The sequence below is a fragment of the Formosa sp. A9 genome (genome assembly GCF_051200825.1).
In the GTDB taxonomy this organism is placed as follows: domain Bacteria; phylum Bacteroidota; class Bacteroidia; order Flavobacteriales; family Flavobacteriaceae; genus Formosa.
Genome location: NZ_CP195158.1, coordinates 1,542,025 through 1,555,403, shown reverse-complemented (window position 1 = coordinate 1,555,403; position 13,379 = coordinate 1,542,025). Strand labels below are relative to the sequence as shown.

The 13,379-nt window shown below is 35.1% G+C and carries 12 protein-coding genes and 1 pseudogene; 2 read left to right on the top strand and 11 right to left on the bottom strand.

The features are described from left to right. Positions 1–10: 10 nt before the first annotated feature. Both ACR9EA_RS07025 and ACR9EA_RS07020 read left to right on the top strand, forming a co-directional pair. Entirely contained in the window at positions 11–1,396 is a 1,386-nt protein-coding gene (locus tag ACR9EA_RS07025) for a HesA/MoeB/ThiF family protein (protein WP_435139096.1), read from the top strand. After that, on the top strand, positions 1,374–1,709 hold the full coding sequence (locus tag ACR9EA_RS07020) for a DUF6527 family protein (protein ID WP_435139094.1): 336 nt from the start codon (positions 1,374–1,376) through the stop codon (positions 1,707–1,709). The genes ACR9EA_RS07025 and ACR9EA_RS07020 overlap by 23 nt, the downstream gene beginning before the upstream one ends. A 112-nt stretch (positions 1,710–1,821) precedes the next feature. Here the strand turns inward: ACR9EA_RS07020 and ACR9EA_RS07015 are convergent, their stop codons facing one another. From ACR9EA_RS07015 to hsdR, 11 genes and pseudogenes are all read right to left on the bottom strand, one after another. Continuing rightward, positions 1,822–2,658, bottom strand: coding sequence for a GIY-YIG nuclease family protein (locus ACR9EA_RS07015; RefSeq protein ID WP_435139092.1), 837 nt, complete (start codon positions 2,656–2,658; stop codon positions 1,822–1,824). A gap of 3 nt (positions 2,659–2,661) precedes the next feature. After that, on the bottom strand, positions 2,662–2,952 hold the full coding sequence (locus ACR9EA_RS07010) for a hypothetical protein (protein ID WP_435139090.1): 291 nt from the start codon (positions 2,950–2,952) through the stop codon (positions 2,662–2,664). Then, complete coding sequence (locus tag ACR9EA_RS07005; RefSeq protein ID WP_435139088.1) at positions 2,933–3,568, bottom strand: nucleotidyltransferase domain-containing protein; 636 nt, start codon at positions 3,566–3,568, stop codon at positions 2,933–2,935. The genes ACR9EA_RS07010 and ACR9EA_RS07005 overlap by 20 nt, the downstream gene beginning before the upstream one ends. Then, the gene (locus tag ACR9EA_RS07000) at positions 3,565–4,080 is read right to left on the bottom strand and encodes a hypothetical protein (protein WP_435139086.1); all 516 of its coding nucleotides are present in this window, start codon (positions 4,078–4,080) and stop codon (positions 3,565–3,567) included. The genes ACR9EA_RS07005 and ACR9EA_RS07000 overlap by 4 nt, the downstream gene beginning before the upstream one ends. A 48-nt stretch (positions 4,081–4,128) precedes the next feature. Continuing rightward, a pseudogene (locus tag ACR9EA_RS06995) lies at positions 4,129–4,290 on the bottom strand (pentapeptide repeat-containing protein); the annotation flags it as partial. Positions 4,291–4,401: 111 nt separating this feature from the next. Then, positions 4,402–5,127, bottom strand: coding sequence for an IS21-like element helper ATPase IstB (gene istB / locus ACR9EA_RS06990; protein ID WP_435134525.1), 726 nt, complete (start codon positions 5,125–5,127; stop codon positions 4,402–4,404). 9 nt (positions 5,128–5,136) lie between these two features. Next, positions 5,137–6,681 (bottom strand): IS21 family transposase, encoded by a 1,545-nt coding sequence (gene istA / locus ACR9EA_RS06985; protein ID WP_435134522.1) that lies wholly within the window; start codon positions 6,679–6,681, stop codon positions 5,137–5,139. Positions 6,682–6,815: 134 nt separating this feature from the next. Continuing rightward, positions 6,816–7,097: a hypothetical protein gene (locus ACR9EA_RS06980; RefSeq protein WP_435139084.1), complete on the bottom strand. Its 282-nt coding sequence runs from the start codon at positions 7,095–7,097 to the stop codon at positions 6,816–6,818. Positions 7,098–7,123: 26 nt separating this feature from the next. After that, positions 7,124–8,500 carry a restriction endonuclease subunit S gene (locus tag ACR9EA_RS06975; protein WP_435139082.1) on the bottom strand — a complete coding sequence of 459 codons (1,377 nt, stop codon included), beginning with the start codon at positions 8,498–8,500 and terminating at the stop codon, positions 7,124–7,126. Between the two features lies 1 nt (position 8,501). Continuing rightward, entirely contained in the window at positions 8,502–9,962 is a 1,461-nt protein-coding gene (locus tag ACR9EA_RS06970) for a type I restriction-modification system subunit M (RefSeq protein ID WP_435139080.1), read from the bottom strand. Between the two features lie 16 nt (positions 9,963–9,978). Continuing rightward, on the bottom strand, positions 9,979–13,194 hold the full coding sequence (gene hsdR, locus ACR9EA_RS06965) for a type I restriction-modification system endonuclease (protein WP_435139078.1): 3,216 nt from the start codon (positions 13,192–13,194) through the stop codon (positions 9,979–9,981). Positions 13,195–13,379 lie beyond the last annotated feature (185 nt).

Sequence of the window (13,379 nt, the reverse complement as noted above, 5' to 3'; positions counted from 1 at the left end):
AGTTGTTGTTATGATGCATGTTAAAATGACTGAAAAAATGCATCAAGAGTTGAAAAACCATCTTCATGGAGGAGATGGTTTGGAAGCTCTTGCATTTGCATTATGTGGAAGATTAAATCATGATGGTAATGATTTTTTATTGATACATGAAATTTATTTAATGCCATATGATAAATGTTTAAGAACAGAAAATTCTGTTTCATGGGAGACTATTAACGTTGAGCACGTTTTAGATAAAGCATTATCAAAAGGGTTAGGTGTTGTTAAAATACATTCTCACTTTGTTGATAATTCAGATTTTTCAGTTTTGGATGATAATTCGGATAGGTCGTTTTTTGATTCCGTTTATGGTTGGTTAGATAAAGATTTGCCTCATGCCAGTATGATAATGTACCCTAATGGTACTATGAAAGGAAGGGAAATAAAATCAAATTTAAGTTTTACTGAAATTGATAAAATTTCAGTAATAGGTGAAAATGTTAAGCTGTTTTCTCATTCTAATAGTTTGGATGCTATAGAGAAAGCTTTTAAACGAAATGCGCAAACGTTTGGTTCAGAAACTATATATAATCTTAAAAAGATGAAAATAGGTGTTGTTGGTTGTTCTGGTACTGGAAGCCCCGTTATTCAAATGTTGTATCGATTGGGAGTTGGTAAATTAGTAATTGCTGATCCTGATGTAATGGGACATGAAAATTTGAACAGAATAGTTATGTCAAAGGCCTCAGATGCGGATTTAAAAAGATTAAAAGTTGATGTTATTAAAGAGCATATTGAAAAGGTAAATTTAGGAACTGAAGTTATTACTTATTCCTGTTTAATTCAGGAAAGTCGGAATGCAATGGATGAATTTGCCAGTTGTGATTATATATTTGGTTGTATGGATTCTGTTGAAGGCAGGCATTATCTTAATTTGATTTCAACTTATTATCTCGTTCCTATTAGTGATATAGGAGTAAAATTAGTTGCAGATGGAAATGGAGGTATTGATTCTATTGTAGGTAATATTCATTATGTTTATCCTAATAGTAAAACTTTATTAGAAAGAGGGGTATATAATCAAGAACAGTTAACAGCTGAAAGCTTAAAGAGACTTTCCGAAGAAGAGTATAAGAATAGACAAGCATATTTTGATAATGCAGATGTAGAAAGTCCAGCTGTTATTAGTGTTAATTCATTTTGTTCTTCTATAGCTGTAAATGATATGCTTGGGAGAATTCATCCTTTTCGTTATGGAGACAATTCTAAATATTCACATACAGTAGTTAATTTAACTGATTGGGATTTTAACTCTTATTACGTAGGTGATACAGAAGATGAGTTACACTCAGAATCTATTGGAGTAGGTGATTTTGAACCAAATTTAAAGTTATATGTTAGTGGAGAAGTTGTTTAATTGGTTTTTATGTCTTTTTAATAAAAAAAAAGGTGAATATAAATTAGTTATTGTTCCTGAATTACCTCAAGAGCCAAAGAATAAGGTATTGTACATAGAGGGAAAGGAAGAATTAAATGATTATTGGTATGCATTATTAAAATGCCCTTGTGGTTGTAATGAAAATATCATGCTTAATTTGATTGATGATGCTAATCCTTGTTGGTTTGTTTTTATTGATGGTTCTAATTTTTCGATTTCTCCGTCAATATGGAGAACAAAAAATTGTAGAAGTCATTTTTTTTTGAAAAATAGACAAATAGTTTGGGCTTAGCTTTGAATCAATAATTCTTTAAATTCACTAAGAGTAATTTTGAGCAAGGTTAAATTTATTTTGCCTTGCTCAATTCTATCAAAATGTATTCTAGTATTTTATAGGAAGTTATTTATTTCCTTTTCAACTCATCCAAAGTTTTACCGTCTTTATTCTTCCACTCTCTCCAACCGTTCGCTCTTCTTGCTAAAACAGTTGCAGCGGCTGAAGAAACAGAATCGAAAATATAATCTTCTTGAAAAATATACATCCCATCCTCTTTAACCAAAACGTGATCCTGTATAAGCTTTTGTCTTCTATTTATTACCCACGGACCAGCGGTTGGTGTTTCTATTAAAGTACATTTACCACCTTTATAAACTAACATACCGTCTTCGGTGTATTCGCCTAAAGCATAAGCATCTTTTCCTTTACAATAAAACAACTCCTTTTTAGAGTCTTTTTTTCTTTTTTCTTCAAAAATAGGATACCCTAGGGTTGCTAAAAGCATTTTAGCTGTTTCAAAGTTATCCAGCAAGTCAAATTCTCTACTTTCTGAAATTGATGGCTTATTAGATCCGCCATCATTTTCTATTACATATCTGCCAATGTCTTTAGCTTTAACCAAACTATGATACTCGAGATATTTTCCATCTGTTTTGGTGTATTCGTCTGTTTTGGTTGAAATAATAACACAGTGCGTCCAAAAGTCTTTATTACGGTTATGCGATTGTATGCGTTTAAAACAATCTTCCCCTTCACCTATGTAGACTAATGGTTTCGCGCCATCTTCGGTGTTACCAAACAAAAAATAAACACCCGTATAATGCACCATATCGCGTTTAGCGACTTCCTGCATTTTATTTCTTGGAAACATAATGGCTTTAACTAACCTGTTGGTTAATTCTGCTTCACGAATACTGGTTGGTGAGCCGTCTGGTAAAAATATTTGTATGGTTTGTGGTCTCATAATTTATTCTGAGACCATTTTTTTTAGTACTTTCATATCTCTTCTTACACTATTTTGCAAGCTCTTATACTCCTCTGTTATTTGGTCTTGGCTTTTATTTGCTATAAAGAATAGCTTTTCAGATATTCTAACAAGACATTTCTTTAATATAACATTAGAAATATTATTGCTTAAAATCCAACTTTCTATTGCTGGCCTGGAAAGTCCATTTAATCCAGTTTTAAAATTATTTTGATTTACTATTTTAATTACTTCTCTTTGTAAATCCACTCTACTATTGAATTCTGCTCTCATAATTATCTAATATTTCATTAAACCAACTTTCAATTTTATCCAAATTTAAATCTAACAAAATTAAGGATTCATCTTCTAAAGTATAATTAACTCCTCTTGTTGAACTAATTCTTGACATCATTAATATATCTTTTATTTCATTATCCAATTTTAACGGGTAATCAGATAATTTTTCAAATGTTAATCTACTAAAAATTGGTGTTTCATAACATCCAAGAGTGTAACATGTAGCAAAATTTCTTATTGCTAAAAAAATCATTGAAAGATCAAAAACCGTAGAAAAATTATCTTCTTTAATCGAAATTTTACTATCATCGAACAATTTTTTAAATTTCAATAAATCAGATTTACAATTTAAATATTTAGCAGGCTTACCTAATTCACTTAAAAAATCCTTATCATTTGACGAGTATACTAATTTAGATTCATAATATAAATGCCAAGCAAAGGGATTGCCCTCCTTATACAATTCATTAATCCTATTTGATGTGTATACAGAATATTTATTTATATCTATATTTTTAATTTGCTCATCAGTTATTAACAATAAATCAGTATCAGAATATTGATCTATTTCACCTCTAACAATAGACCCAAAAACATAAATATGTTTCATCGTCTATTGTATTTTTTTATAATGATGGACATTAAAAGCCCAAAACATACTAACCTTGTTATTACTAGAAGTAGGGATAACCAATTTGGATAATATTCAAAATAGTTTTGATCTCCTTGCTTAATTATTATTCCAAAATAATTACTAGGAACCTTAATAAGGAAAACTTCAAAAATTTCTAAAACATTTAACTGTGATACTGATTTTTTAAAAATATCATATAAAGTTAATAAGGAAAAAATTATTAAATTAAAGCGAACCAATCGCCACAAACTTTCTCCATTACCCCATACAAAATCAAGAAGACTTACTTTAAACCATTTCCAAAATTGCTCTACTGTTCTTTTTGGTCCACCATATTTAGTTTTATAATATTGATCACCTGATAGCCAACTATCCTTCAAGTGACTTTTCGTAGCTTCAAGTTCTATTGTCACTGCTTTTGAAGCTTTAATATAGTCTCCAACCGATGCATAGTTTAGCTTTAAAGATCTAGAAAATTTATATTTCAAGTTATCTTGTTTAGGAGCACACTCAAAAATTTCATCATCTACAAACGTTTTTTCAAAATTTACATAATCAAAAGTACAGTTATCAAAATAGGATCCCTGTAAATTACATCCCGTAAATTTAGCACCTTCAAAGTTACATCTAATAAACTTACAGTCTCTTAAATAGGAGTTTTCAAAATATGTTTTTGAAAAATCAACATTTTCAAAAATGATATATCTTGCTACTGGATGGGGCGGACAAAGTGAGCCACCCTCGGCGGGTCAAACTGAGCATAGTAAACTAAGTGCTCAAAATCGATTCATTTGTGTTTAAATTTAGTGTTATTTTTTTAATTTTTTACGCATAGATTCTCCTTTAATATCAATACGATGAGCTGTGTGTACAAGCCTGTCTAAAATGGCATCTGCAATGGTGTGTTCTCCTATCAGTTCATGCCAGGCTTCCACAGGTAATTGCGAGGCAATAATGGTACTGTGTTTACCATGGCGGTCTTCAATAATTTCCATTAATGCATGACGGTTCATATTATCCAGAGCTCTAAGACCAAAGTCGTCTAAAATTAAAAGATCTTGTTTTTCTAGTTTACTAATCTGTTTTAAATAGGAACCATCTGCCTTAGCGGTTTTTAATAAGGTAAACAGTTTATTGGTATTATAATACACAACCTTGTAGCCTAGAGAACACGCTTGATGTCCTATAGCAGAGGCCATATAGCTTTTACCGGCACCAGTACTTCCAGTTATAAGGATATTTTGTTTATTTTTAATAAAATCACAACAAGAAAAACGTTGGATCTGGTTTTTATCGAGTGCTCTTGACGGATCATAGTCTATAGCTTCCATGACGGCACTGTACCTAAAGTAAGCCGATTTTGTTAAGCGTTCTATTTTACGGTTTTGACGATCGTCCCATTCAGATTGGGTAAGATATGCTACGAGTTCGTCGCTGGTGTAGTTAATGCTCTCGGGCGTTAAACTATTTTCAAAGGCTCTATGCATACCAAAGAGCCTTAGTTGCTTCATTTGTTCTAATGTTTTTGTATTCATAATCTAATTTTATTTATAATAGTGACTGCCTCTAATGTTATTATGGTTGGGGATATCAACGGGTTCCTCTATGGTTTCATCTAGTTTGTCCCATCCTTTTTTTAGTATGTTTTCTATCATATTATAATTATAAGAGTCATAATCCAAAGCACGTCTACAAGCATTATCTAAGCGCTGTTTTCCCACTTTTTTGGCTAAGTGAAGTATACCTAAACAGGATTTATAGGACTGTTCTGGATGTTGTTTTTTGTTCAGGATTTTAATAATCATGGTTTGGCAATGTACTCCTATGTGGCCTGCCCAATCGATAAATTTTTCACTGCTCCATTCACTAACAAAGCGATGGTGTGAGGGCATATGTTCCTTGGTGGTCGTATACCCGTATTTCTTAGGCGCCCTTGCATGAAAGGTCAACAGTTCATTTTGATGGTAGATCTCAATGACACTCTCAGAGTATATAACTTTAACACGTTTGCCAATATGTTGGTAAGGCACACTATAATAGTGTTTGTCTTTACCAAAGTATATATGGCTATTTTTATGAACGGTAGCTCTGGACTGCCTCTTAATTTCATAGCGCTTTTCTGGTAAGGGTTTCAAGGCTTGTTTTTCGATTTCTTCAAACAAAGAATATCTGGAGTACTCGCGCCCTCTAAAAGACATAGCATTATGCTTTTTAAGCTGCTCTAATATGGCCTTGTTAAGCTCTGATTTACTATGAAAGGTTTGATGGCGGAGCGGTGCAAATACACGGGTATATATGATGCGAACGGCATTCTCTACAATGGCCTTATCACGAGGTTTGTAGGCTCTTGTAGGTAATACTGCAGTGTCGTAATGTTCTGCAAAATCTGCAAAATCTGCATTAACTCTAGGTTCATAGCGACTACTTTTATTAACAGCTGCCCGAAGGTTATCGGGCACTAGAGCCTGTGGTACGCCTCCATAAAACCAAAGTGCATTTTCTACACAAGCCATAAAGTCTTCTTTCTTCTGGCTCTCACAGGCTTCTACATAAGTATATTGGCTACTGCCCAAAACACACACAAAAACCTCTAAATCCTGGATTTCTCCTGTGTGCCTGTCCACTATGGTGAGTTTCTTTCCTGTAAAATCTATAAATAATTTATCGCCGGCTTTGTGTGTAAAATGCATTACAGGCGACACTTCCTTGCTCCATTCTCGATACCAGTATCTGAACTGGGATAGTTTATAGCCATTAGGATGCTTGGCATAATATTCCTGCCATAAAAGTTCTTTGGTAACGCCCGTTTTGCGAAGCTCCTTATCAAAATAAGGAAAGTACTTTTCTAATATAACAAGCTGTTCGGGTTTGGTTTTTTGGTCCGATTTAAAAAGTCTGTCCAACTCTTCTAAGGTCATGGCTGACACTTCATAGCCTGTTAACCCATATCGTTTGAAGAAATCGATGTACTTATCGATGGTATTACGTGAAATGTCAAGTTGGAGGCTTATTTTTCGCTTGCTGACACCCTCACTGTAAAGCTTAAATATCTGTTTTATTTTACGCATATCTATTTGTTTATTGGCCATGATCTTTTTAGGTAAAAGATCGAAAATGCCGTACAAATAGAATCGATTTTTTTAGTGGCTCAGTTTCATCCGCTGTGGGTGGCTCAATTTCATCCGCCGCACTATGCTCACTTTAATCCGCTGCAGGTGGCTCACTATGGCCGTTTTTTGCATGCTACAGCTCTAATAAATAAATGATTATTAAATTTATTACCATTAATAACATAATATGTCTTGCCTTCAAATCTCTTTATCGAACTAAAGAACATTGAGTCTTTTATTTCGATTCTTTTTGACGAAATAAGATTAGATCCATAAAGTTCAGAGTTATTAGCCTCTGCTTCCTTTCTTTTTATCTCCTTTGCATTAACCTCTTTGTTTACGATTTCTTTAATTCGATCGTAATCAATTTTATTCTTTTGATCTTTTTTCTTCATAAAGGATTCTGTTAAATTAATTAAGGCTACTTAATTTTCAAATCATTCTCATACCCAGCCCTATCAGGTTCTGCCGCTTGAGGTATTGAAGTTTTGGTTTTTGTATAGGTTTTCTTTTTAGTACTCTTTTTCTTAGGTTTAGCCTCCGCCTTCAACTTCTCAATCTCCTTCAACAACTCCTTAGCATCACCATCTGTTGGTAATTGCGGCACTAACTCGCCTTTAAAGGCTTTATGTAAAATGGCTTGTGGTAAACTATCTATTTTAGTTTTTAGGCTTTGGTATTGGGCTTCTATAGCATCTGCTTTAGCAAACAGGCTTTCTACACGGTTAACGATTTCTTTTTGTTCTTGAAGAGGAGGCAACTGTATTTTCCAATTTTTTATCTTTGACAAATTTAAATTAGGTTGGTTTCCTCCTTCCGCTTGCGCTCTAATCTCATTATATTGACTCAAGCAAAAATAATAGGTGTAACTCCTAGTTCTAATATCTAAATTTTCATTTACTAATGCAGCTATAGCTTGGTTAGTTGCAGCCTCAATTTTCATCCATCCAACCTGACCTCTTGTTTTACCTTCTCCATACATTGCAACTAATAAAGTATCTATTGGAAATACTTTCGTATTTGTTTCTTTTATAGCTAAGTCAGTGATAAATTCTTCTGCTTCATAAATTAATTCATTTTTAACCTGGCCCGATTTAAGCCATGGAATATCTCCTCCATCATAATATTTTTGTTCTCCTCTTTTAGGGGTTGCTCCTGTCTTAACGGAAAATAAACTTCCTATATTTGTTTCTTCCCAATCCTTCAACTCCTTTCCCTCACGCCAAGCCTCAGTCAACTTACCCGTTACCGCTAGGGTTAGAACTTGTTGTTTAAAATTGGCTAATAATTGTGGGATGCGCTCCAGACTTTGTTTCATAACATCAATCTGCCCAAACAAGACATCTAACTTGGCAACGATACGCTCCTGCTCTGCGAGTGGTGGGAGTGGAAACTTCAAATTCCATAAAATTTGTGGATCTACATGAGGTATCCCTGTTCCTCTTGTATTGGAATTTAAATACTCAAATTTAGATTGAAGAAACCTGTATAAAAAAGTACTCTCAATTTTTAATGGTGTTAACTTAGCAATTGTTGAACCTATAGCTCCTGATTTTCCATAAGAAACCCAGCCGCTCCTTGCTCCGTCCCATACGATTCCTATATCATTTTCATCAATAAGATTAGAAGATGCTTTATCAGCATATCTTCTTATTTCTCCTTTCTCAAATGCTTTAATATCAAGATATGGCAAAGAATTGTCAAATTCTTCGTCTTTCAGAATTTTCGGTTTCTTTCCTTTTTTATAGAAAATTACATTTTCTAATCTAGTTTCAACCCAGTTTTTCGGTAAACTCATACTATTGTAACTCGGTTATCATGGCTTGTAATTGGGCCGTTATACTTTTAAGTTCAGCCATAGCTTCTTTGGCAATGTCTACTGGTTCGCCTAGATCCTCACTATTACTAATGCTATCATCAGCTATTAACCCTAAGTCTAAACTATCATTCTTTTTAGCTATGGTGTCTCGGGAGAGGTATTGCCAGCGTTCGTCTTTTATGGCTAAACGTTTGGCGTGGTCTATACTGCCATCGTAGTCCTGTTCTACAGTTTCAACGGTAACACCTCCTGTATAAGCTTTTACAAAGTCGGTAAAGGCGGTTTCGGTAAATGGGGTACGTTTTCCATAGTTTGGAGTATTTGTGCGCATGTCGTAAAACCAAACCCCTTGGGTGTTGTTAGTTTCGGTTTTGCCTCGTGTAAAAAAGAGCACATTGGTTTTTACACCGGCCGCATAAAAGATACCAGTGGGTAATCGTAAAATGGTATGCAGGTTGCATTTATCCATTAAATCTTTACGGATGCGTTGGCCATCGCCATCTTCAAACAACACGTTATCAGGCAATACTACGGCTGCACGGGCTTCGCCATTCTTTTTTAAACTTCGGTAAATATGTTGTAAAAAATTAAGCTGCTTATTGCTCGATAAAAAGGTTAAATCGTCTCTGCTGGGTTTTTCACCACCTTTTTTAGTTCCAAACGGTGGATTGGCTAATACACCATCAAAATTTTTAAGGCTTTTACCAAAATCGGTTAGGGTATCGCCCAAATAAATTTTGCTTTCCATCCCGTGTAAACGCGCATTCATCAAAGCCAAACGGTGGGCATCACTTACCAATTCTACCCCGCTAAACGCTTCTTCTTCCTGGAATTTACGTTCCTTATCGCTTAGCTTGTAGTAATTATCAGTTTTATCACGTAGGTATTTGTCGGCCGAAATCATAAACCCGAAAGTTCCTGCCGCAGGATCGTTCCAACGTTCGCCCAATTTAGGAACCATCAAATCCACCATGATATTAATTAAAGGTCTTGGAGTAAAATACTGTCCGGCACCACTTTTCTTTTCACCAGCATTTTTCTCTAACAGGCTCTCGTAAATATCGCCCATTACATCGCGGTCATCCTGCTCGTACCAATCAATTTTATCAATGGCTTGCACCAGTGTATTGAAGTTAACCGGTTTGCGTAAACTGGTCGAGGCATTGGTATAGATTTCCTTAATGCTCTCGCTAGACGTTTCATTACTTACTTCGGCCAAAAACTTACGGTAACGCACAAAGGCTTCGTTATTGTCGTGTTCGTCTACAAAATCACGCCAACGGTATTCCTCAGGAATATGCTCTTCAAAGTCTTTGACTTCCGAAAGTTTTAAAAACAGTATATAGGTTAACTCGTTCAAATATTGGTGATAGGTTACCCCATCGTCGCGTAATACATTACATAAATTCCATAGCTTATTTGCTATCTCTTCTGCACTCATCGTTTCGTTTTAAAATTTAGGCCGAATATAGGTTTTCATTTAATGACCGTATAATATCGTCCAGTTTATTATCAAAAATTTTATTCAATCGTTTATAGCCCCCATCGCGATTAAACGGGGCATCGTTAAGGTCTGGAATTTGTAAAATGGTCTCTTTGAGCAGTTGCGCTTCAAAGCGATCAATCCATTTTAGTTGTATTTTATTCCAATCCTGCATATCACGGATTTTATCTACTGCTTTTTTAATGCGTTCGTCATGACTTTCTAAATGGGCATCTAAAGCCATAGTACGTACAAAAGATACAATATCGGCCGCGATATCTTCATTTTTCATTTGTTTCCATGCCGTGTTCAATCCAACATTGGTGTAACCTTCAGCATCCAGTTTCATGCGAAGTTCTTTTAAGGAGGCGCGATCCAGCTCTGAAGGGCGTGTACACAAAATATTAATAGCGGCAATGGTATTTCGGTTCTCCTGAATAAAGGTTTTAAAGCCTTCAATATAATCTTCGGGTTTGTCGGCTTTACCGTATCCGCGTTCCATACCGCGATATTCATCGGCATGATCAGAAACCAATTGTACTTTTGGTCGGTATACTTTTTTATCTAGAAATTGCCATAAACTACTATAATCGGCAACCACATTTTTGACATCGCCTGCGGAAACTGTTTTTAACATATCAATAAACTCCTCTGGACTGCTACCGTTAGTATAATAACTAAACTCCTCTAGACTATCGCCCTCTAAGGCTCGCTTTTTACGCTGTATTTTAGCAATGATTTGTTGCAATTGTTTTTCGGCTCGTTCCGGTTTGTTAATATGATCGAGTTCTTCGACCAGCTTTGTAAAACTAATACTCGGGTTAGACACGGTTTGCATTTGCGTATAGTCCTGTAAGGCTTCATATACTCTTACCGCATCATATATTCTGAAAAACTCTTTATGGATATCGTCACACAAACGGGTGGCACGCCCTAACATTTGCTCAAATAGAATACGGGATCGCACACGACGTAAAAATACCAAATTGGTTATTTGCGGTACATCAATACCTGTGGTTAATAAATCGACCGTGACCGCAATAGTTGGGAACTTTTCATTTTTAAAGCGTTTGGTTAATTCCTCTGGATCGTAAACATCACCAGTAATCTTTTCGATCGTACCCTGGGCAACATCGTAACCAATATTGGCGTATTCTTCTCTAAGAATTTCCACAATCATATCGGCATGACTATCACGAACTGCAAATATTAAGGTTTTTTCGTCCTCTTCAGGATCAATAACTTTGACTAATTGTTTAATGACTTCCCGATTAAACGGTTCGGTAATTACCATTTTATTGAATTGCTCGATTTCGACATGCAATTCATCATCTAGCTCCGATAACTCTTCTATGGTATTGTTTTCTGGGTTATATGCTTTAGGCTTGTCTCCTTTTTTCCAAACAATACCCTCTTCGCTTAATTTCGTTTTAATTAAATACGGTGGCTCATGATCTATTAAATACCCATCAATAACTGCTTCTCGATACGAATAGCTATGCACAGGTTTCCCGAAAATCTCGGTAGTATGTAAGGCCGGTGTAGCTGTTAAACCGATAATATAGGCATCAAAATATTCAATAACCCGTTTATATTGACTTACATAATCTTGTTCGTCTCTGAAATATAAATCGTCTTCATCAAGTTCTTTATCCAAATTATAGCCCCTATGCGCTTCATCTATAATAATGCAATCGTAAGTATCAATAGGCAAAGGATTCTCTGAATAAAACAGACGCTTTACCATGCTTTGTACGGTTGCAAAATGCAATCGGGTTTCTTGATCGGGGTTTGACACCGATGTATCTTCCATTTTATAAATCCCGGCAAAAGTTTGCAGATTTTCAATTCGGGTATCATTAAAACTAGCTGAAGCTTGTCTGGATAACAGACGTCTATCAGTTAAAAATAAGATACGTTTAAAACGATCTGATTTTATAAAACGATACGTCAAGCCTAAAACGGTTCTGGTTTTACCCGTACCAGTGGCCATAACCAGGAGCGAACGTTTATCGTTTGGTTGTGTTTGTATTTTGCTTTCAATAGCCTTAATCGCATCGATTTGATAATAACGCAATCCTAGACCATTTTTATTTTTTAAGTATTCGTAATCACTTTCTAAAAGCCTTTTATTGGCTTCTTGAATGTCTCGTTTATATAATTCTTCTAAACCTTCAGGCGAATGCCAACCACGTAAAGCTTCTGGTAAGTTTGTGTTTTTGCGTACATCTAAAAACCAAATACCACTTTTAGTTTTCAGTTGTTCCAAATAGGAACGCCCATTGGTCGAAAATAAAAAGGGGACCTTATAGCCTTGCCAGTCTCCAAGTAATTCGCACGATTCTGATTCAGCTACCTTTGAAGCATATATTTTAGACTGTCGTAAATCGGTTGAAATATCGGTAGCATATTTCTTGGCTTCAACAATACCATAAAGTTTCGTTCCTATAAATAAGGCGTAATCGGCCCATTTGCCATCACATGGCCATTCGGCAATAGCTATATTTTTCCCCTTTTCAGGTAATGTTTTGTTGCTTTTATAATTATAGGTTTCTGTATCACATATCCAACCCGCTTGTCGCAATTGTTCATCGATAAGTTCTCTGGTTTCTTTTTCAGACTTATCAATATTTCTGGAACTATTATATGAACGCTCTTTACGTTCTTGAATAACTGATGCGCTAGCATTTAGTTGGGCTATTTTTTCTTTATAGCTCACCACTTCTTTTGAAAGCCGATCCAGTTCTTGGTTTAACGCCTCAATATCTGGCTGCTGTTCGGCTTCTGGAAGTTTATAGGTTTTATCGGCTACATAATCGTTTTCATAGGTTTCATAAAACCACCAGGCCAACTGAAAGCATTTTTTTAAAATGTATAAAGCTTCTTGGTCTGTTCCGGTGCCATCATGCGACGCTTTATTTCCTGACTTCCGAATGGTATGCATTAGATCGGAAACAGCGTCAGGTACATAATTTTTATAATTTAATTGATTAATGCGCTCTACTTGTTTGCCATCAAAGCCTTCTAATCCTTCAAAATCACACACTAATTGCGATAGTTTTTCAGAAAACAATCTGGATTTACTAATAGAAGAACTTGGGTCTATAGCAAGCAGTTTTTCAGATAACTCACTAATAGTGAATAATTCAGGGTAGCTATCCTGTAAAAACGAGAATTTTGAAATGGACATTAATAGCGGTCAGGTTAGGTTATTTAGCTTCTAAATATAAGCTAAAGCTTTTATTGGGGCAAATGATGTGTATAATAGGCCAAATAAATAGATGATTGACATTGACAGCGATAATACAATTGAAACATCTAAGCCATTCTAATATTGAGCCTAATTTTAGTTTACACATATAGAACACTAAACTA